This window comes from Mesorhizobium sp. IMUNJ 23033 (assembly GCF_044778005.1).
Lineage (GTDB): Bacteria > Pseudomonadota > Alphaproteobacteria > Rhizobiales > Rhizobiaceae > Mesorhizobium > Mesorhizobium amorphae_A.
This window is the reverse complement of the sequence record NZ_JBJACT010000014.1, coordinates 112,354-130,414: the sequence shown is the minus strand read 5'-3', so window position 1 is coordinate 130,414 and position 18,061 is coordinate 112,354. Positions and strand designations below refer to the sequence as shown.

Sequence of the window (18,061 nt, the reverse complement as noted above, 5' to 3'; positions counted from 1 at the left end):
TTCATTGACATCATGCCCTGTTATATCCAATTGTTCAATAACTTTTGAACTAAGGACACCCGCCATGGACAAGCGCCTCTTCTGGCTTGCGCTCGGATCGTTCACGATCTCGACCGAAGGCTTCGTCATCTCCAGCCTTCTGCCCGACATCGCCAGCGACGCCGGTATCTCCATTCCGCTCGCCGGCACGCTGATCACCGCCTTCGCGCTGGCCTATGCGGTCGGCACGCCGATCCTGGCGACGCTGACCGGCGAATGGGACCGGCGCCGCGTCATCCTGTGGACGCTGGTGTTCTTCGTGGTCGGCAATCTGGTGGCGGCGCTGAGCTCGTCCTTCGAATTGCTGCTGATCGCCCGCATCATCATGGCGCTGTCGTCGGGCCTGTTCGCCGCGACCGCGCAAGGCACGGCGGTGGCGCTGGTCGACGACCATCACCGGGCGCGCGCCATTGCCGTCGTCGTCGGCGGCACCACGGTGGCAGTTGCCCTCGGTGCGCCGCTCGGCGCGCTCGTCGCGACCGTCGCCGGCTGGCGCGGCACCTTCTTTGCCATAGCCGGACTTGGTGCGCTGGCCGGCGCCATCCTGTGGTACCGGCTGCCGCGCGGCATCGTCGGCACCAGGCTGCCGCTGAAGCGCCGGCTGGCGGCCGCGTTGCGTCCCGGCGTGATGCCGATCCTGCTGACGACGATGTTGGCACTGATCGGAGCCTTCACCGTCTTTTCCTATGTCGCGCCTCTGGCCATCGAGGGCGGTGGCTTGAGCGCGCTGGCGCTGCCCGGCATGCTGCTCGCCTTCGGCGTCGGCGCCGTCATCGGCAACATCGCCGGTGGGCAAGCGGCGGACCGTTTCGGCGCGACGCGCACCGTCGGCTGGTCGCTGGCTCTGAGCGCGGCCATGCTGGTCATGCTGTCGGTCATCCCGACCTTCCTGCCGCACCATATTGCCGGGCCGGCGCTGATGGCGATGATGGTGCCGTGGGGCATTGTCGGCTGGGCCTTCCCGCCGGCGCAGGCCAGCCGCATCATCAAGCTGGCGCCCGATGCTGCTCCGATCGTGCTGTCGCTCAATGCCTCGGCGCTCTATCTCGGCGTGGCGCTGGGCGCGGTGGTCGGCGGTGCCGTGCTGCGCTACGGCGCGCCGGCCGATCTCGGCCTGATCGCCGCGGCGTTCCCGTTGATCGGGCTCGGCGTCGTGTTGGCCGGGCGGATGCTGGCGCGGCCGGTCGCGGTTCCGGCGGAGTAGTCTTTTACAAAGTCGCCGGCCGCTTATCTGGCCGTCGGCATATCGAAATCCAGCGCGGCGATCTCATCGAGCGCCGCGCGCAGCTTCGCCGCCTGGTCCTTGCCGACCATGGCCTCGAAACGTTGCTGCGCGATGGTCCACAGCTTGGTCGCCTCATCGAGCTTGAGCCCGCCCTGCGGCGTCAGCCGCACGCGCTTGACGCGGCGGTCGTCCTTGTCGGCGAAGGTCTCGACATAACCGTCACGGATCAGTGGCTTCAGCGTGTGGCCGAGCGCCGACAGGTCCATGATCAGCGCCTCGGCTATGGCGCCCATCGCCGGCTCAGTGCCGATATGGATCTGATAGAGCAGGCCGTATTGCGTGCCCTTCAGGCCCGAAGGCGCCAACACATCGTCATAGAACCGGCCAAGCTTGCGCCCGGCGCGCCGCAGCGTGGCGTTGTTGCAAAGGGTAAGTCCCGGCAGGGCGGCTTTGGTCATGACGGCTCCTTGGCGGCGAATGGATCCGCCGGCCTGCCGCAGGAATAGTTTTTGTCGCCGCCGTTGACAAGATAGTGGCATATGCCTATTTCACGAAAGTGGCATATGCCATTAATTGAAATCTGACGCGGGCGAACGCCATCGGGTTCGTCCCGCTTGGCAGCAAAAAGGAACAGGACAATGAGCACGAAGGACAATAAGGGCACGGCCGTCATCACCGGCGCTTCGTCGGGCATCGGCGCCGTCTATGCGGATCGGCTGGCCGCACAGGGCTACGACCTGGTACTGGTGGCGCGCCGCGCCGACCGGCTGCAGGAACTGGCGGACAGACTGGGCTACGCCTATGGCCGCAAGGTCAAGGTGATCGGCGCCGATCTCTCCGATGATGGCGATGTCCGCCGGGTCGAGCAGGCGATCGCCACCGATGAGAGCGTGACGCTGCTCGTCAACAATGCCGGCCTTGGCGGCCAGCAGATCGTGGCAGACGCCGAAGCCGATGCGACCGAGCGTATGATCAAGGTCAATGTCGTGGCGTTGACCAGGCTCACACGCGCGGTGCTTCCAGGGCTGCTCGCACGCAACCGCGGCGCCATCGTCAACATTGCCTCGGTGGCCGCCTATGGCACCGCAATCGGCGGCATCTACAGTGGCACCAAGGCCTATGTCGTCAATTTCACCGAGGCGCTGCAGCGCGAGGTTGCCGACACCGGGGTGAAGGTCCAGGTCGTGCTGCCCGGGCCGATCCGCACCGACTTCTGGGAATTGGCCGGCGCCGATCTCAACTCTCTCAACCAGGACTGGGTGATGACCGTTGACGATCTGGTCGATGCGGCGCTTGCCGGCTTTGCCCAGGGCGAGACGGTGACTGCGCCGGGGCTCGCCGATCCGGCCAAGCTCGATGCGTATATCGGCGCCAGGGATAGTTTTTACGTCAGCCTGATCGCCGGCAAGCCGGCGGCGCGTTACGTGGCTTAAAACACTAAGGCGGCCGGTCTCAGGCCGGCCGCCACATCGGCACGATCGAGGTGGCGAGCACCAGGCCAAGCAGGATGTTGAGCGCCCGCCATTGCCGCTCTGTCTTGAGCAGCCGCGCAAGCAGCGTGCCGGCCACGCACCACAGCGAAAGCGACAGCGCCGCCGCCAGGCCGAAGACAGCGCCGAGCAGCAGCGCGAGCTGCAGCGGGCCGTCGGCCAGCGCTGCGAACGAGGCGGCAGCGCCCAGCCCCATGGCCCAGCCCTTTGGGTTCATCCATTGCACGCTGGCACCTCCAAAGAAGCTGTTCGGCTTTGCCATCGACACATCGAGATTGGGCGGGCCGCTGCGACCGATCTTGAAGGCAAGCCAGACAAGGTAGGCCGATCCCGCGATCTTCATCGCCAGTTGCAGCGACGGCACGGCGGCGAGCAGGCCGGCAAGCCCGGCGGCACCGGCGGCAGCCACCGAAGCCAGGCCGGCGGCACTGCCGGCCATCAGCGGAATGGAACGGCGAAAGCCGAACTGCGCGCCTGAGGCCGTCGACAAGGTCGTGGCAATGCCCGGCGTCGAGGTGGAGACCAGCGCGAACAGGATAAGGGGAAGGACGGTCTCGAGCATGCTGTTTCCTGCGTGGAACCAGCATTTCTAGAGATTGCCCGGCATCAGTAAATGCAATGTTTGCCATGGATTGCATTAGCATTCATAATACAAAGCATGATCCGTAATCTCGACACCGCCCTGATCCGCACCTTCGTCACCGTCGCCGACAAGGCCAGCATGACGGCGGCGGCGAATGCACTGCATCTGACGCAAGGCGCCGTCAGCCAGCAGATCAAGCGGCTGGAGGATATTTTGGGCTCCAGCCTGTTCGAACGCGACCGGCGCGGTCTAAAACTCACCCGCACCGGCGAACGGCTGCTCGGCAAGGGCATGCGGCTGCTGTCGCTCAATGACGAGATCTGGACCGAGATGGCAGGCAATGCGGTAACCGGGCAAGTGCGACTCGGCGTGCCCTATGACCTTGTCGGCACGCTGCTTGCTCCGGTGTTGAAGGCCTATGCCGGGACATATCCGCAGATCGAGATATCGCTGCTCTGCGCCTCCTCGCCTGAGCTCGCCGCGGCGCTCGCAGCCGGGACGATCGATCTCGCCGTCATCGAAGAGCAGGTCGGCCCGTCCGCCGGCGAATGCCTGCTCATCGACCGGCTGGTCTGGGTCGGCGCCAGAGGTGGCGTCGCCCGCCAAAAGCGCCCCTTGCCGGTGTCGATGGTTGCCGACACCTGCGCTTTCCGCCCGGCGGTGATTTCAGCACTCTACGAACATGGGCTGGAATGGCGCACCGTGTTCGAGAACGGCAACATCGACGCGACGACGGCGACGGTGCGTTCCGACCTCGCCGTCACCACCTGGCTCGCCTCGACAGTGCCGGCGGATCTCGAGATTTTGCCTTCCGATGCCGAGCTGCCGGCCTTGCCGAATTTTGCGATCAATTTGCACCTGCCCAAGCATGGCATCGAACCCGCTGCACGAGAGTTTGCGGCTCATATCCGCGACGGGTTGGCGCGGCGGCAGCAGGCGGCGTGAGAGGTGGGGCGGCCGATTATCCGGCCGCCCGAATTTCACCTCGGATTACTTCCAGTTCTTGCGCCGTTCGAGCTCGGCTTCCGAAGGCTTCTCCGTGGCAAACGACCCGGTCTTGATCTCGCCGCCGCGCTCATAGGTGGCCATGATGACGCCGGTGCTGGAAGTCTGCGACTTGGTAAGCTTGAAGGCGGCCGGCATCGCGTCATCGCCGAACAGCCGCTTGCCCTTGCCCAGCAACAGCGGGAAGATCATCAGCCGGATCTCGTCGATCAGCCCGTTGGCGAGCAGGGTCTGGATCAGATTGCCCGATCCCTGGATAAGCAGGTCAGGTCCATCTTCCTGCTTGAGGCGGCGCAACGTCGCGACGATATCAGGCCCAAGCGATTTCGTGTTCTGCCAGGTCAGGGTATCCGGCCGATGCGTCGCCACATACTTGGTCGCAGGGTTGAAGGCATCTGCGATCGAATCTTTCTGATACGGCCAGTACGCGGCGAAGATGTCGTAGGTTCTGCGGCCGAGCAGCAGGGCGAAGGGCTTGGAGAACATTTCATCCATTGCCGCGCCCGCCACCTCGTCAAAGTAATGAAAGGTCCAGCCGCCGAACTTGAAGCCGCCGACCGGATCCTCTTCCGGACCGCCTGGCGCCTGCATGACGCCGTCGAGGCTGACGAATGTAGCGGCGATGATCTTTCTCATTGGTCTTCTCCCTTTCGATGATCCGCGCCGTCAGGGCCGGATTTCGACCTAAGGACGGGCGGACAGACAGCCGTCCGACACGCGACGGATAAATTTCCGTGGCCCAATAGCTGAGCGGTGCTCATCGCCGCCGCCTGCCAAGGGCCCGCGACGAGAACCAGATATCACCGATGATGGCAGTGGCCGTGCGGTCCGGCTTCTTGTCGGCCGTCAGCCAGATCGAGCGGCTGCTCGCGGCCTGTTGGCGGTCGGGGATTTTCGCCGCCGGGCCGGCGAGCGAGGCGCCGACGCAAGGGATGAACCATGAGCCCATGAACGGATCGCAGGCCAAACCCTGCGCGGTGCGGGTCACCACCATTGCCAGGCCAACGCGATCGGCCGGACGCCACGGGAAGATCAAGCGACCGCCGGGCTTTAGCGCCTTCAGCCAGCAAGAAGGCGGCGCCATGACACCGGCATTGACATAGATGATATCGGAAGGCGGGAGTTCGCTTTCGACGGCGTTGTCGTGGACAACCGAAACATTGCCATAGGGTTCGAGGTTTTTCTTCGCCCGGGCGGCGAGGCCGGGATCCAGCTCGATGGCGGTGACGGTGCCGGGTGCCACAAGCTTCGCCAAGATGGCGGTGTAGTAGCCGGTGCCGGCGCCGATATGGGTGACGGCCTCGCCAGGCTTTGGCGCGATCCTGCCGATCCACATGGCGTGCAGGAACGGTTCACCGTTGTTGATGCCCTTGTCGGCGTCGAGCACCACCAGCACGTTCTGGTAGATGTGAACCGGATCGGCGCTCGGCGTCTCGACCTTGCCGTTGCCGGCAATGATGGTCCATGGCCCGGGACCGAGAAAGGCCTCGCGCGGCACCGCGGCGATCACCTCCTCGAGACGCGGATCCGCCGATGCGGCATGGGCCGCCATCAGCCGTGCGTAGAATCTCCTGGCGTCCTCGATCCTGTTCATGGCGCTGCAGAAGATAGCGCAGGCCGCAGCTTTGTCGCGATGGTAGGAAGAAACTCAGCCGAAGCCGACGACGGTGTCGTAGAGCAGCTTGAAGTTGAGCACCAGGATGACGGCGGCGACCACCCAGGCAAGGGCGGCGACACTGCGGGGGATGGCGAGGTTGCCCATCTTCTTCTTGTCGGACACGAACTGCACCAGCGGCACCACCGCGAAGGGCAGCTGCATCGACAGGATCACCTGGCTGAGAACCAGGAGCTGGCCGGTTCCCTTTTCGCCGTAGAGTGCTGTCACCACCACCACCGGGATGATGGCGATGCCGCGCGTCAAGAGGCGGCGTGCCCATTGCGGGATGCGCAGGCGCAGGAACCCTTCCATGACGATCTGGCCGGCAAGCGTTGCCGTGACCGTCGAATTGAGACCGGAGGCCAGCAGCGCCACCGCAAATAGGATCGAGGCAATACCGAGGCCAAGCAGCGGCGACAGAAGTTCGAACGCCTGGCCGATCTCGGCAACGTCCTGGTGGCCTGTGTTGTGGAAGGCCACCGCGGCCACGATCAGGATGGAGGCGTTGACGAACAGCGCCAGGATGAGCGCGATGGTCGAGTCCATGGTCGCCCATTTGATGGCGTCGCGCTTGCCTTTTTCGGTGCGCTCATAGGCGCGGGTCTGCACGATCGAGGAGTGCAGATAGAGGTTATGCGGCATCACGGTGGCGCCGATGATGCCGATGGCGATGTAGAGCATCTCCGGATTGGTGACGATTGCGGACGACGGCACGAACATCGAATGCAGGATCGAGCCGACCGGCGGTGCGGCGGCAAAGATCTGGATGGCGAAGCAGCCGAAGATGATGATCAACAGGGCAATGATGAAGGCTTCGAGGAAACGGAAGCCCTTGTTCATCAAGAGAAGCAGCAGGAAGGCGTCGAGCGCGGTGATGATGGCGCCGCCGATCAGCGGAATGCCGAACAGAAGCTGCAGGGCGATCGCCGTGCCGATGACCTCGGCGAGGTCGCAGGCAATGATGGCCAGTTCACAGGCGATCCAGAGCAGGAAATTGACTGGGCGCGGATAATAGGCGCGGCAGGCCTGGGCAAGATCGCGGCCGGTGGCGATGCCGAGCCTGGCGGAAAGCGCCTGCAGCAGGATCGCCATCAGGTTCGACAGCATGATGATGAAGAGCAGCGTGTAGCCGAACTGGGCGCCGCCGGCGAGATCGGTCGCCCAGTTGCCGGGGTCCATGTAGCCGACCGAAACCATGTAGCCCGGTCCCATGAAGGCGAACAGCCGGCGCAGCCAGAAGCCGGACTGCGGCACGGCGATCGAGGCGTTGACCTCGCGGAGGCTGGGCTGGTCGTCTTCGTCCGGCCTGGCAAATCGCCACGCGGATCGGGGTTCTACGGTGGCTTCGGCGTCTGACATGGAGGGGGTCCGCTTGAATGGATGGCTGTGCTTCCTACCTATGTCGAGGCTCAACATTATGCAATATGCTATATTTCATTGATCATGCTTTTGTGATGTGCCGATTGATGCCCCGGACGGATAACCGCAAACGCCGGTTGCGCCTGCCCTGGAATGCAAATAAACGGCCAGACCATCCGGGTCCGTGCTATGAGTGCGAAGCCGATTCAGACTTCAAGCTGCCAAGGAGGAGCGCGTATTGGCGCTGAGGAACAGACCGGTTCGACGCGAAAAGCCGCTTCCCGATGCCGACGTTCATTCGCAAGGGTTTCGGCAGACGCGTGAAGCACGCCGCAGCGCGCTCGTCGAAGACTATGTCGAGCTGATCGCCGACCTGATCGAGGATGGCAACGAGGCGCGGCAGGTCGATATCGCGGCCAGGCTGGGCGTCGCCCAACCGACCGTGGCCAAAATGCTCACTAGGCTGTGCACCGAGGGACTGGTCTCCAGAAAACCCTATCGCGGCGTGTTCCTGACCGAGGCCGGCCGCAAGGTTGCCGAAGAGAGCCGCATCCGCCACCAGACCGTGGAAGCTTTTCTGCGCTCGCTCGGTGTCAGCGCTGAAACAGCGCGCATCGATGCCGAGGGCATCGAGCACCATGTCAGCGCCGAGACGCTCGAGGCGTTTCGCAAGGCGATGACGGCGCCGCGCTGATCTCTTTTTCGACCTGCCGGAACAGAGATATCGCCGGTGCGTTTGATGTCATGCCGCGCGATTGGCGCGGCGAGGAGGACATCATGGGCGTGGAACAGGCACCGACCGCAAAAGGCAAGCAGGCTGCCAAAGGATTGAAGCAAGCCGCGGCAAAGAACGAACGCAAGACCGAAGCCGACACCGGCCGGCCGCTGAAGAAGGGCGCCGCCCGCTTCGAGGAGCGCTCGAAAAGTTCCGACGGCAAGAGCGCCGGCACCAAGCAGAAGAGCTAAGGCTGTTCGCTCGCGGCCAAATCACATTTCAGTCCTGCGTGTCCTGCACCCAACTGCGCGGATGGCCGTCGACGCGGAACTGGAAGATGAAATAGGGCGGGATGCAGGTGCCCTTGCCAGGCTTTGCTTCGGCCAGATCGTCATAGCCGGCGGTGCAGATATAGTCCTCGCGGCAGGGATGGGCCTTGTCGCAGGCGCGCAGGCCGGCGGTCTTGGTGAATTCCCTGGTGCAGAATTTGTGATCCTTGCCGGAACCGATGCAGTCGTTGAAGCCGGTCTTGGCAAGCCGGCCGCAGGTTGCTTCGTCGGGTAGCTTTTCACAGCTTGCCTTGCGCAGCATGCCGCCTGGAAAGCCGCCGGTCTTCTGTTCGGGATTGTCGTAGCGCTGGCGCGCCGCGCCATAGCCTGCAAGCTTCACCCAGCGGCTTCTTGTCTCTGGCCGGGTCGATACCGCAGGCCTTCGCGGTGGCCGGCGACAGACGGCAGTACTGGTCGTTGCCCCATTTCGACATTTTTATCTCGCCGAATTCGACGGGGTCTCCGACCGCGGTCCCTGCTTCGCTGACGCAGGTGCCGAAGCCTGGATGGATGGCGCTTTCGTGGACGCCGGCGCAGCGCAGGCCTTCGCCACAGCTCCAGTCCTTGAAGATGGCATCCGTGCCGCGATAGCAGATCGAGCCCCAGCCATCATAGAGGTCGGTGCCCTTCAGCGCTTCGGCGTATTTCTGATCCGGACGGGCGGCGAAGCCCCGGCTGAAATCAGGATGCCTGCCGGCGGCGAACTCCTCGACGATGGCGCGGCGGCGCGGCAGGTCGGCGAAGAAGACGGCGGAGCCCGGCACGAAGACGGCATTGCGGCGCGGTTCGCTGGCCGGATCGGCGCCGGTATAGTGGAACCCGGCGATGCCATGCGTCTGGTGGCAGCCGGTGCAGGTCATCTCGTTGAGGAGCAAATTGAAGCCGGCCACCGATTTTACGGCGCGAAGCTGGTTGCCCCTGGCGAGATAGTCCTTCAACGCCTTTTCGACAGCATCGTCGTCGAGCAGCCCATGGGCGATGTTGTTCTGGGAGCGGCTCATGCCCCCCGGCGCCACCGAGACGGCGCTGGTCGCCAGGAATTTCTCGTCGATGACCAGCCGGCCGCGATCGAGGTCGTAGATGTTGCGGTCGGTGAGCAGCCATTTCGAGAATGCCTGCCTGTCGGCAAGCACCACCTTCCTGTCGATCTGGTTCTCCATCTTCGATTCCTGGAAGGTGGCCGTGGCCGGATCCCATTTGAATATCTTGAGCAGGTATTCGGCATGGCCGCCAAAATCGCGGCGGGTCGAGGCCGAAAGGCGCAGCACTTGCATGTTGAGTTCGAGCCGCATGATCTGCGAGGAATTGAGCATGGTACCGGCCAGCGGACCTTCGTCGGAGCGCAGCCAAGCCGCAAGCTGGTCGGGCGCAAGGTCCTTCTGTCCGGCAGCCAGCCAGCGCTTTGCCACATCCGCGCACGAGACACTGGTCGAGCGCGGCCGGTCCTTCGACGCGCGATCTGGGGCAGCCGTGGGCTTGGCGTTGAAGACCAGGCTCATGGTCAAAGGCAGGCGGGACGAGATGCGCTGTCCGGCCTTCTCCTCGACCGAATAGTGGAAGCGGTAGATCAGGCGGATCTCGCCGCATTCGGTGTGACCGAGATAGCCGCGATCCATGCGGTTGACGATTCCGGTCAGGTCCAGCGTCGAGCCGTCATCGTCAATGTATTTCGGGTTGAATTTCTGGCTGCTGTCCTTCGACTTTGCCAATGCCGCTACATAGGGTCAGGGCTGTTGCCGGGCTCGTCGGCGATCTGCTGTTTGACGGCGTTACGGACCGGGGTCAGCGCGCGCACCGAAAACAGGCCGCGATTGTCGACGTCGCGCGTCAGCCCAAGCGCCGGACCAAGCAAGGGGCTGATCGACAAGCCGCTGCGCTCGAGCGCCTGCAGCGTTTCGGGGTCGGTGACGGCGACGCTGGAATCGAGGGTGACGGCACCGGCTGTCCCGATGCCTGGACCCATCAATGCCGCCAGCAACAGCAGGAACCGGCCAATCGTCCGCAAGTGCCCCTCGCAACCCTTGTCGAAGAGGCATGCTACAGACCTTGCGCCGTCTCGGCCAGAGCGGCGAAGCCGCCAGGCCGGCGCTCCATCGGCGCGAAAAATGCTGTGACTTGCTGCAACCATTGGGATAATTGTTTGTTGGGTGTGGCCGGCATCGGGATGTCGTCCTGACCGTTTGGAATTTGCATCGCGGGGAGTTGCCATGCTCTGGAGAGGCCGTCGTCAGAGTGACAATGTCGAGGACCAGCGCAGCGGTGGCGGCGGTGGTGGATTGGGCGGCGGCAGCCCCGGCCAGTTCCGCATACCGATCGGCGGACGCGCCGGCGGTGGTTCGAGCATCTTCATTGTCATCCTTGTCGTCCTTGCCGGATGGTATTTCGGCTTCGATCCGTCTCAGATACTGGGCGGCGGCGACACCGGTGTGCCGGGCGGCGGTGGCCAGATCACCGACAACAGCGGCGACCAGGGTGGCGGCACGGGAGCGCCCGCTTCCGACGAGATGAAGCAGTTCGTTTCGACCGTGCTTGCCGAAACCGAGGACACCTGGAAAGGCATCTTCCAGGCCGAGGGCCTGACCTATGAGGATCCGAAACTGGTGCTGTTCAGCAGCCAGATCCGCTCGGCCTGCGGTTTTGCCTCGTCGGCGGCCGGGCCGTTCTATTGCCCCAGCGACCACAAGGTCTACCTCGACATGACGTTCTTCCAGCAGCTCGACCAGCAGTTCGGCGCCTCTGGTGAATTCGCTCGGGCCTATGTGATCGCCCATGAAGTCGGCCACCATGTGCAGAACCTGACCGGCATCCTGCCCAAGTTCAACCAGATGCGGCAGAGCATGGGTGAGGCCGAGGCCAACCACATGTCGATGCAGGTTGAACTCCAGGCCGACTGCTTCGCCGGCGTCTGGGCGCATTTCACCGCGCAAAAGGGCATTCTCGAACAGGGCGACATGGAATCGGCGCTGAACGCCGCCAGGCAGATCGGCGATGATACGCTGCAAAAGAAGATGCAAGGCTATGTCGTGCCGGAAAGCTTCAACCACGGCACCTCGCAGCAGCGGCAGACCTGGCTGGCGCGCGGCTACAAGAGCGGCAAGCTTTCAGACTGCGATACCTTCAACAACCCGATCTGAAGCGGCCGGTTTCCTCGCTGATCTGACGGCGGCATTGCCGTCAGGGGATGTCAGGATGGAAGCATCCTGTTCCCTTATTGTTCCCGGCTGGGCGCTCGCCTATAAAGTGCGTCCGCCTTTGCCCCGAGGCGGCCAGAGGAGCTTGACCGATCATGATCGATCCCAAAACCGCCAAGCGGGGCCTTGCGCTCGTTTTTACCACTCTGCTGCTCGACATCATCGGCTTCGGCATCATCATGCCGGTACTGCCGGCCTATCTGCAGGAGCTCACCGGCGTCGGCGTCAGCGAGGCCGCGATCGAGGGTGGCTGGCTGTTCTTCGCCTATGCAGCGATGCAGTTCGTTTTCGCGCCCGTCATGGGAGGCTTGAGCGATCGGTTCGGGCGTCGGCCGATCCTGCTTGCCTCCGTGCTGACGTTTTCCATCGACAATCTGATCTGCGCCGTCGCCTGGTCGTACCCGATGCTGTTCATCGGGCGCGTACTGGCCGGCATTTCCGGCGCCAGCTATTCGACGACCTCCGCCTTCATCGCCGACATCTCGACCGATGAGAACCGGGCCAAGAATTTCGGCCTGCTCGGCATCGCCTTCGGCGTCGGCTTCGTCATCGGACCGGTTCTGGGCGGGCTGCTCGGCACGTTCGGGCCGCGCGTGCCGTTCTATTTCGCCGCCGGGCTGGCTTTCGTGAACTTTATGATTGCGCTGTTTTTCTTGCCGGAGACGCTCGACGACAAGCACCGCCGCCGCTTTGAGTGGAAACGCGCGAACCCGGTCGGCACGCTCATGCAGATGCGCAACTACCAAGGCATCGGTTGGATCGGCCTCGCCTTCTTCCTGATGACGCTCGGCCACATGATGTATCCGGCGGTCTGGTCGTTCGTCTCCAACTACCGCTATGGCTGGAGCGAGCAGCAGATCGGCTTCTCGCTCGGCGCCTTCGGCCTGTGCGGAGCGATCATCATGGCGACGGTCCTGCCGCGCGTGATCCCCAGGCTTGGCGAATGGAGGACGGCGGTTATCGGCCTTACCTTCACCGCGCTCAGCGCCTTCGGCTACGCCTTCGCATGGCAGGGCTGGATGATCTATGCGGTGATCGTCGCCGGCTGCCTCGAAGCGTTGGCCGATCCGCCGCTCAGGAGCCTCGCCGCCGCCAAGGTGCCGCCGTCGGCGCAGGGCGAACTCCAGGGTGCTATGACGTCGATCTTCTCGATCACCTCGATCATCACGCCGCTGCTTTATACGGGGATCTTTTCCTGGTTCACGGGGCCGAACGCACCGGTGACCTTCGGTGGCGCGCCTTATCTGCTCGGCGCGGTTTTCCTCACGCTGGCACTCGTCGTCTTCGTCACCAAAGTGGCCAAGCCGACGCCGAACGAAGTCGAGCGCATGCATGCGCAGGAGACGGTGACCGACGCGGTTTGAGATTCGCGAAGCACGGAGAAGATGAAGGCGGCGCGTCCGGCTTTAAGCGCGCTCCGCCAGCAATTCCTCACCGTGCTTTTCGCGGATCAGGTTGACGAAGCGACGGAACAGATAGTGCGAGTCCTGCGGGCCGGGCGAGGCCTCGGGGTGATGCTGCACCGAGAACACGGGGCGGCCGGTCAACGCGATGCCGCAGTTGGAGCCGTCGAACAGCGAGACGTGGGTCTCCTCGACGCCATCGGGCAGCGAGTCGGCGTCGACGGCAAAGCCGTGGTTCATCGAGACGATCTCGACCTTGCCCGTGGTGTGGTCCTTGACCGGATGGTTGGCGCCGTGATGGCCCTGATGCATCTTGGCGGTCTTGCCGCCAAGCGCCAGCGCCAGCATCTGGTGGCCGAGGCAGATGCCGAACACCGGGATGTCGGTCTTGAGCAGGTCCCGGATCACCGGCACGGCGTAGTCGCCAGTAGCCTCCGGGTCGCCGGGGCCATTGGAGAGGAAGATGCCGTCGGGCTGCATGGCGAGGATTTCTTCGGCGCCGGTCTTTGCCGGTACCACGGTGACTTTGGCGCCGAGACCGGCAAGCAGGCGCAGGATGTTGCGCTTGACGCCGTAGTCGATGGCGACGACATGCAGCGACGGCTCGGCCTGCTCGCCAAAACCTTCGTTCCAAACCCAGGGCGTCTCGCGCCAGACCGAGGATTGGCCTGACGTGACTTCCTTGGCGAGGTCGAGCCCGATCAGGCCCGACCAGGCGGCGGCGCGGCGCTTCAGATCGTCGAGGTCGAAGGCGCCGTCGGGCGCGTGCGCGATAACGGCGTTGGGCATGCCCTTCTCGCGGATCAGCGCAGTGAGCGCGCGGGTGTCGATGCCCGAAAGGGCTACGATGCCGCGCTTCTTCAGCCACTGGTCGAGACCACCTGCGGCGCGGTAATTGGACGGGTTGGTGACATCGGCCTTGAACACGGCGCCGACGGCGCCGGCGCGGGCAACCGGATTGAGGTCCTCGATGTCCTCGTCATTGGTGCCGATATTGCCGATATGCGGGAAGGTGAAGGTGACGATCTGGCCGGCATAGGACGGGTCGGTGAGGATTTCCTGGTAACCGGTCAGCGCCGTGTTGAAGCAGACCTCGGCGACGGCGGAACCCGTGGTGCCCAGGCCGCGGCCCTCGATGACGGTGCCGTCGGCCAGCACCAAAAGGGCGGTCGGCTTCTCGGTGGCCCAAGCGGGGGTAGACGCGGCGGTCATCGTCGCCATGGCGGCACTCCTAAAGGCTGCTTGCGGATTGTCCTGTGCAGCAAACGGCGCGGCAGCGATTTCTCGAGCCTCCGCGCATCAATTCATTGTCTTATGCAAGGCCGAGTACATAGGGGAAGGCGCCAGAACGGTCAATGATACAGCCAGTGACCGGCATCGATTTATTTCGTCTAACAATATCAGTGGTTTGCTCGCTTCTTCGGGATTTGCCTTGTGCTTTCGGCGGGGTTATGGTCCGCGCCGATCGAAGGAGAAGAGCATCATGCGTGGCAAAATCGCCGAATCCCTCAAGAGCGCGATGAAGGCGCAGGACAAGCACCGGCTGCCGACGCTGCGGCTGATCCAGGCCGCCATCCACGACCGCGACATCGCCAATCGCGGTTCGGCCAAGGAGCCGGCGAGCGACGAAGAGATCCTGCAGATCCTGGCCAAGATGGTGAAGCAGCGCGAAGAATCGGCCAAGGCCTTCGAGGACGGCAAGCGGCCCGAGCTTGCCGCGCAGGAGCGCGGCGAGATGGAGATCATCCGCGGCTTCCTGCCGACGCAGTTGGACGATGCCGCAGTGACGGCCGCGGCGCGCGAAGCGATCGTGGCGACGGGGGCTGCCAGCCAGAAGGACATGGGCAAGGTGATTGCCGCGCTCAAGCAAAAATACGCCGGCCAGATGGATTTCGGCAAAGCGAGCGGCATCGTCAAAGGCCTGCTTCAGTAGGGATTTTGGCAGCCAGCTTTCAGGGTGTGCGAGGCGTTTTCGATCTGCAGGGATTCGGCTATGATCTGATTCTGGCGCGCCCACGCCTCCTCCCTCCATCGGGAAAGTATTGTTCATGCGGGGCCCTTTGATCACCGAACCGACTGTTCGAGCACCAGGCATAAGGAGGGATTGCGAAGACTGCTCGTAATAGGAGGTTTTTCGATGAGGCTGTCAGCGCCTATCTACTCCCTGAAACGTCAGGCCAGACTTTTATCCCGCAAAGAAAACCTCCCCCTTCACGAGGCGCTCGACCGTGTCGCGGCACAAGAAGGCTTCGCCGGCTGGGGCCTGCTTTTGGCCAAGGCATCCGCGACAACGCCTGCCGGCAAATTGTTCGCGCGGCTGATGCCCGGCGATCTGGTTCTGGTTGGCGCCCGGCCGGGCCACGGCAAAACCCTGATGAGCCTCGAGCTCGCGGTGGAAGCCATGAGGTCCGGCAATCGGGGTGTTTTCTTCACGCTGGAATATACGCCAGCAGATGTCCTGGATCGGTTTCGCGCCATCGGGGTAGAGCCGGCGCATTTCAATGGCGTGTTCGAATTCGACAATTCGGATGCGATATGCGCCGACTACATCATCGGAAGGTTGGGGTCGGCGCCGCGCGGGACGCTGGTGGTTATCGACTACCTGCAACTGCTCGACCAGAAGCGGGAGAACCCTGAGCTGGCGGTCCAGGTTCCTATGCTGCGATCCTTTGCGCGCGACAGGGGACTGGTGCTGGTCTTTATCTCGCAGATCGATCGATCATACGATGCGTCGAAGAAGCCGTTTCCCGATACCGGCGATGTCCGGCTGCCGAACCCATTGGATCTGACGCTGTTCGACAAGACATGTTTCCTGAACAAGGGTGAAATCCGGTTCGAGGCGGCAATGTCTTCCCGGCAATGAGCGCTGCAATGGCCCCTAGGGTTCAAGGGCCTGGAGCAACAGATCATGATCGAAATCGTCAAACCCGCGCTCGAGCATCTGCCGTCCTACAAGGCCGCACTTGAGCGCGGCTGGTCGCCGGACAATGTGCGGCTTGAGGAAGCCACGCGCGAGCAGCTTGCGGCCATCGAGCAGGATCCTGTGGCCTTCCTCGCCGACCTCGATGATCCCGGGGGCAAGGGGCCGCCGATCACTCTGCCCGACGGCAGGAAGGTGCCGCGCCTGCCGGGTTTCCGGCGCTGGATCTGGGATGGTGAAGCCGCCGGATCGATCGGCTTTCGCTGGCAGCCCGGCACAGCGGTGCTGCCGCCGCATGTGCTTGGTCATATCGGCTATGCCGTGGTGCCGTGGAAGCGCGGGCGCGGCTATGCGACCGAAGCGGTACGGCTGATGCTGGACCAGGCGAGGGCGGTCGGCCTGCCTTATGTGGAAATCACCGCCAAGCCGCACAATCCGGCGTCGCACAAGGTGATCCTGGCCAATGGCGGCAAGCTCGTCGGCCGCTTCTTCGAGGATGCCGCCTATGGCGGGGCGGAGAGTTTGCGGTTCCGGATTGATTTGTAAGCTGCGCTATTCGGCGGCGGCCGGCAGCGGCGGCGTTGCCCGGCTGCGTCCTTCCCAGACATAGGAGGCAAGTGCCACCGCCACTGCCACCAGCATGGCCATGGCGCCAACCACCGGCAAGGTGCGATAGCCGTAACCGGCGTTGAGCATGGCGGCGCCGAGCGACGCGGCGAGCGCAATGCCAACATTGAAGCCGGAGGGGATGAGAGAGGAGGCGAGGTTCGATGCATCCGCCGTCCAGGCCAGGATGCGGGTCTGGATCGGTGTGCCGATGGAGAAGTTGAGGCCGCCCCAGACGACGATCGCAACGATCATCGGCAAGGGATAGGGGCTGACGACATAGATCGCCGCAAGCGTGACCGCCTGTAGACAGAGCAAGGTGATGAGCGACGGCATCAGCTTCCAGTCGGAGAGCTTGCCGCCGACGAAGACGCCGATCGTGGCGCCGACGCCATTGAGCAGAAGCACCCAGGGCACCAGGTTCTTGTCGAGGCCGGTAACTTCAAGCAACGTCGGGGTGATGTAGGTGAACAGGGTGAACTGGCCGATCATCAGCATCAGCATCAGGATGAGCGAGGTCCAGACCTGCTGGCGTGCCAGCACGCGCACCTCGCGGGCAAAGCCTGCCTGCTGGTTCGATGCGCCTGCCGTGCGCGGCAAAAGCGCCAGCATGGCCAAGGTCGCCACTACCCCAAGAGCGCACATCACCCAGAAGGTGGCGCGCCAGCCCCACAGAGTGCCGATTGCCGTGCCGGCCGGCACGCCGATGACGTTGGAGACGGTGAGGCCGGACAGGATGACCGCCACGGCCATGCCGCGCTTGTCCTCGGGGACAAGGCCGACCGCGACCACCATGGCGACACCGAAATAGGCGCCATGCGCCACGGCGACCGCAATGCGCAAAAGCAGCATGGAGGCAAAGTCGGGCGCCAGCGCGCAGGCTGCCTGGCCGATGGTGAAAGCTGTCGAAAGGCCGAACAACAGGGCTTTGCGGGAAAAGCTCTTGGTGGCGAGCGTCAGCAGTGGGCCGCCAATCGCTATGCCGCAGGCGTAGCCCGAGACGAGGTAGCCCGAGGTGGGAATGGACACGCTCAAGCCGTCGGCGACCTGCGGCAGCACGCCGGCAATGACGAATTCCGTGGTGCCGAAGGCGAAGGCGGCAATGAACAGGGCGAATAGAGGAAGCATGGCGCAGCAAGCGATCCCAAGATGAGTTGGCCTCAAACCACGGATAGACGCTGCCGGCAATGCAGAAATTGTCGACGCCGCTTTAGCTTTTCTTGATCAGCAAGGGCTAGGAAGCGGTCTTCCTTCCGTAGGGAATTTTCAGCCACGCCCGCTCGTGAAGATAATAAAGCAGCGACTTGGTGACAACCTCGGTCGCGCCGATGGCCGCGGCAAGCTTGATGCTGCCGGTGATTACGAGCGAGATGATCATCGTATCGATGGTGCCGGTTGCGCGCCACGAAAGCGCCTTGGCGAAGCTGCGCGAATGGGTATCCAAACCTATCCTCCCGATGGACCTGGTCCGATGCTTAGCCGACGGATGGCTGGAGGAGCAAAGACTAATTTTCCGCTCTGGCACCGATGGCGGAACCT

General features: G+C 63.6%; 22 protein-coding genes. 10 read left to right on the top strand and 12 right to left on the bottom strand.

Annotated features, from left to right (window positions below):
- The first annotated feature begins 64 nt into the window (after positions 1-64).
- Positions 65-1,243, top strand: coding sequence for an MFS transporter (locus tag ACFX5Q_RS17290; RefSeq protein WP_404279890.1), 1,179 nt, complete (start codon positions 65-67; stop codon positions 1,241-1,243).
- 23 nt (positions 1,244-1,266) lie between these two features.
- On the opposite strand, the gene ACFX5Q_RS17285 is transcribed toward ACFX5Q_RS17290, so the two are convergent.
- Positions 1,267-1,722 (bottom strand): MarR family winged helix-turn-helix transcriptional regulator, encoded by a 456-nt coding sequence (locus tag ACFX5Q_RS17285; RefSeq protein WP_404279888.1) that lies wholly within the window; start codon positions 1,720-1,722, stop codon positions 1,267-1,269.
- Positions 1,723-1,902: 180 nt separating this feature from the next.
- Between ACFX5Q_RS17285 and ACFX5Q_RS17280 the strand changes: the two genes are divergently transcribed.
- A complete protein-coding gene (locus ACFX5Q_RS17280; protein WP_404279884.1) occupies positions 1,903-2,697 on the top strand; it encodes an SDR family NAD(P)-dependent oxidoreductase in 795 nt (264 codons plus the stop codon).
- A gap of 19 nt (positions 2,698-2,716) precedes the next feature.
- On the opposite strand, the gene ACFX5Q_RS17275 is transcribed toward ACFX5Q_RS17280, so the two are convergent.
- On the bottom strand, positions 2,717-3,316 hold the full coding sequence (locus tag ACFX5Q_RS17275) for a LysE family translocator (RefSeq protein ID WP_404279882.1): 600 nt from the start codon (positions 3,314-3,316) through the stop codon (positions 2,717-2,719).
- Between the two features lie 96 nt (positions 3,317-3,412).
- On the opposite strand from ACFX5Q_RS17275, the gene ACFX5Q_RS17270 reads away from it, so the two are divergent.
- Positions 3,413-4,282, top strand: a complete 870-nt coding sequence (locus ACFX5Q_RS17270) for a LysR family transcriptional regulator (protein ID WP_404279880.1) — start codon at positions 3,413-3,415, stop codon at positions 4,280-4,282.
- A gap of 45 nt (positions 4,283-4,327) precedes the next feature.
- Here ACFX5Q_RS17270 and ACFX5Q_RS17265 read toward each other — a convergent pair whose 3' ends face one another.
- From ACFX5Q_RS17265 to ACFX5Q_RS17255, 3 genes are all read right to left on the bottom strand, one after another.
- A complete protein-coding gene (locus tag ACFX5Q_RS17265) occupies positions 4,328-4,978 on the bottom strand; it encodes a dihydrofolate reductase family protein (RefSeq protein WP_404279878.1) in 651 nt (216 codons plus the stop codon).
- 121 nt (positions 4,979-5,099) lie between these two features.
- Positions 5,100-5,936, bottom strand: a complete 837-nt coding sequence (locus ACFX5Q_RS17260; protein WP_404279876.1) for a protein-L-isoaspartate O-methyltransferase — start codon at positions 5,934-5,936, stop codon at positions 5,100-5,102.
- Positions 5,937-5,990: 54 nt separating this feature from the next.
- Positions 5,991-7,358: an Nramp family divalent metal transporter gene (locus ACFX5Q_RS17255; RefSeq protein ID WP_404279873.1), complete on the bottom strand. Its 1,368-nt coding sequence runs from the start codon at positions 7,356-7,358 to the stop codon at positions 5,991-5,993.
- Positions 7,359-7,596: 238 nt separating this feature from the next.
- On the opposite strand from ACFX5Q_RS17255, the gene mntR reads away from it, so the two are divergent.
- Positions 7,597-8,052 (top strand): manganese-binding transcriptional regulator MntR, encoded by a 456-nt coding sequence (mntR, locus tag ACFX5Q_RS17250; protein ID WP_192182838.1) that lies wholly within the window; start codon positions 7,597-7,599, stop codon positions 8,050-8,052.
- Positions 8,053-8,135: 83 nt separating this feature from the next.
- Positions 8,136-8,324, top strand: coding sequence for a hypothetical protein (locus ACFX5Q_RS17245; protein WP_006200039.1), 189 nt, complete (start codon positions 8,136-8,138; stop codon positions 8,322-8,324).
- A 28-nt stretch (positions 8,325-8,352) separates the two neighbouring features.
- On the opposite strand, the gene ACFX5Q_RS17240 is transcribed toward ACFX5Q_RS17245, so the two are convergent.
- The 4 genes from ACFX5Q_RS17240 to ACFX5Q_RS17225 are packed head-to-tail and all read right to left on the bottom strand — an operon-like array spanning position 8,353 to position 10,595.
- Complete coding sequence (locus ACFX5Q_RS17240) at positions 8,353-8,742, bottom strand: hypothetical protein (protein ID WP_404279871.1); 390 nt, start codon at positions 8,740-8,742, stop codon at positions 8,353-8,355.
- Positions 8,642-10,111, bottom strand: coding sequence for a hypothetical protein (locus tag ACFX5Q_RS17235; RefSeq protein WP_404279869.1), 1,470 nt, complete (start codon positions 10,109-10,111; stop codon positions 8,642-8,644). The genes ACFX5Q_RS17240 and ACFX5Q_RS17235 overlap by 101 nt, the downstream gene beginning before the upstream one ends.
- A gap of 5 nt (positions 10,112-10,116) precedes the next feature.
- On the bottom strand, positions 10,117-10,407 hold the full coding sequence (locus ACFX5Q_RS17230; protein ID WP_404279867.1) for a hypothetical protein: 291 nt from the start codon (positions 10,405-10,407) through the stop codon (positions 10,117-10,119).
- 32 nt (positions 10,408-10,439) lie between these two features.
- Positions 10,440-10,595, bottom strand: a complete 156-nt coding sequence (locus tag ACFX5Q_RS17225; RefSeq protein WP_404279865.1) for a hypothetical protein — start codon at positions 10,593-10,595, stop codon at positions 10,440-10,442.
- A gap of 14 nt (positions 10,596-10,609) precedes the next feature.
- On the opposite strand from ACFX5Q_RS17225, the gene ACFX5Q_RS17220 reads away from it, so the two are divergent.
- Positions 10,610-11,536, top strand: a complete 927-nt coding sequence (locus ACFX5Q_RS17220; RefSeq protein WP_404279863.1) for a neutral zinc metallopeptidase — start codon at positions 10,610-10,612, stop codon at positions 11,534-11,536.
- Between the two features lie 152 nt (positions 11,537-11,688).
- Entirely contained in the window at positions 11,689-12,957 is a 1,269-nt protein-coding gene (locus tag ACFX5Q_RS17215) for a TCR/Tet family MFS transporter (protein WP_404279861.1), read from the top strand.
- Between the two features lie 42 nt (positions 12,958-12,999).
- Here ACFX5Q_RS17215 and carA read toward each other — a convergent pair whose 3' ends face one another.
- Positions 13,000-14,217 carry a glutamine-hydrolyzing carbamoyl-phosphate synthase small subunit gene (gene carA / locus ACFX5Q_RS17210; protein WP_404279858.1) on the bottom strand — a complete coding sequence of 406 codons (1,218 nt, stop codon included), beginning with the start codon at positions 14,215-14,217 and terminating at the stop codon, positions 13,000-13,002.
- Positions 14,218-14,479: 262 nt separating this feature from the next.
- Here carA and ACFX5Q_RS17205 point away from each other — a divergent pair, with 262 nt between their 5' ends.
- The 3 genes from ACFX5Q_RS17205 to ACFX5Q_RS17195 all read left to right on the top strand — a co-directional run bounded on the left by ACFX5Q_RS17205 (position 14,480) and on the right by ACFX5Q_RS17195 (position 16,462).
- Positions 14,480-14,929, top strand: a complete 450-nt coding sequence (locus tag ACFX5Q_RS17205; RefSeq protein WP_404279856.1) for a GatB/YqeY domain-containing protein — start codon at positions 14,480-14,482, stop codon at positions 14,927-14,929.
- Between the two features lie 204 nt (positions 14,930-15,133).
- Complete coding sequence (locus ACFX5Q_RS17200) at positions 15,134-15,859, top strand: DNA helicase (RefSeq protein WP_404279854.1); 726 nt, start codon at positions 15,134-15,136, stop codon at positions 15,857-15,859.
- A 45-nt stretch (positions 15,860-15,904) separates the two neighbouring features.
- Complete coding sequence (locus ACFX5Q_RS17195) at positions 15,905-16,462, top strand: GNAT family N-acetyltransferase (protein WP_404279852.1); 558 nt, start codon at positions 15,905-15,907, stop codon at positions 16,460-16,462.
- Between the two features lie 6 nt (positions 16,463-16,468).
- Here ACFX5Q_RS17195 and ACFX5Q_RS17190 read toward each other — a convergent pair whose 3' ends face one another.
- Positions 16,469-17,650, bottom strand: coding sequence for an MFS transporter (locus ACFX5Q_RS17190; protein ID WP_404279850.1), 1,182 nt, complete (start codon positions 17,648-17,650; stop codon positions 16,469-16,471).
- A 106-nt stretch (positions 17,651-17,756) separates the two neighbouring features.
- Positions 17,757-17,966, bottom strand: coding sequence for a DUF2061 domain-containing protein (locus tag ACFX5Q_RS17185; protein ID WP_006200031.1), 210 nt, complete (start codon positions 17,964-17,966; stop codon positions 17,757-17,759).
- Between the last annotated feature and the right edge of the window lie 95 nt (positions 17,967-18,061).

Excerpts from the sequence above, each read along its gene's own strand:
- ACFX5Q_RS17290 (WP_404279890.1), top strand. The coding sequence starts at position 65 with ATGGACAAGCGCCTCTTCTGGCTTGCGCTCGGATCGTTCACGATCTCG.
- ACFX5Q_RS17285 (WP_404279888.1), bottom strand. The coding sequence starts at position 1,722 with ATGACCAAAGCCGCCCTGCCGGGACTTACCCTTTGCAACAACGCCACG.
- ACFX5Q_RS17280 (WP_404279884.1), top strand. The coding sequence starts at position 1,903 with ATGAGCACGAAGGACAATAAGGGCACGGCCGTCATCACCGGCGCTTCG.
- ACFX5Q_RS17275 (WP_404279882.1), bottom strand. The coding sequence starts at position 3,316 with ATGCTCGAGACCGTCCTTCCCCTTATCCTGTTCGCGCTGGTCTCCACC.
- ACFX5Q_RS17270 (WP_404279880.1), top strand. The coding sequence starts at position 3,413 with ATGATCCGTAATCTCGACACCGCCCTGATCCGCACCTTCGTCACCGTC.
- ACFX5Q_RS17265 (WP_404279878.1), bottom strand. The coding sequence starts at position 4,978 with ATGAGAAAGATCATCGCCGCTACATTCGTCAGCCTCGACGGCGTCATG.
- ACFX5Q_RS17260 (WP_404279876.1), bottom strand. The coding sequence starts at position 5,936 with ATGAACAGGATCGAGGACGCCAGGAGATTCTACGCACGGCTGATGGCG.
- ACFX5Q_RS17255 (WP_404279873.1), bottom strand. The coding sequence starts at position 7,358 with ATGTCAGACGCCGAAGCCACCGTAGAACCCCGATCCGCGTGGCGATTT.
- ACFX5Q_RS17245 (WP_006200039.1), top strand. The coding sequence starts at position 8,136 with ATGGGCGTGGAACAGGCACCGACCGCAAAAGGCAAGCAGGCTGCCAAA.
- ACFX5Q_RS17225 (WP_404279865.1), bottom strand. The coding sequence starts at position 10,595 with ATGCAAATTCCAAACGGTCAGGACGACATCCCGATGCCGGCCACACCC.
- ACFX5Q_RS17220 (WP_404279863.1), top strand. The coding sequence starts at position 10,610 with ATGCTCTGGAGAGGCCGTCGTCAGAGTGACAATGTCGAGGACCAGCGC.
- ACFX5Q_RS17215 (WP_404279861.1), top strand. The coding sequence starts at position 11,689 with ATGATCGATCCCAAAACCGCCAAGCGGGGCCTTGCGCTCGTTTTTACC.
- carA (WP_404279858.1), bottom strand. The coding sequence starts at position 14,217 with ATGGCGACGATGACCGCCGCGTCTACCCCCGCTTGGGCCACCGAGAAG.
- ACFX5Q_RS17205 (WP_404279856.1), top strand. The coding sequence starts at position 14,480 with ATGCGTGGCAAAATCGCCGAATCCCTCAAGAGCGCGATGAAGGCGCAG.
- ACFX5Q_RS17200 (WP_404279854.1), top strand. The coding sequence starts at position 15,134 with ATGAGGCTGTCAGCGCCTATCTACTCCCTGAAACGTCAGGCCAGACTT.
- ACFX5Q_RS17195 (WP_404279852.1), top strand. The coding sequence starts at position 15,905 with ATGATCGAAATCGTCAAACCCGCGCTCGAGCATCTGCCGTCCTACAAG.
- ACFX5Q_RS17190 (WP_404279850.1), bottom strand. The coding sequence starts at position 17,650 with ATGCTTCCTCTATTCGCCCTGTTCATTGCCGCCTTCGCCTTCGGCACC.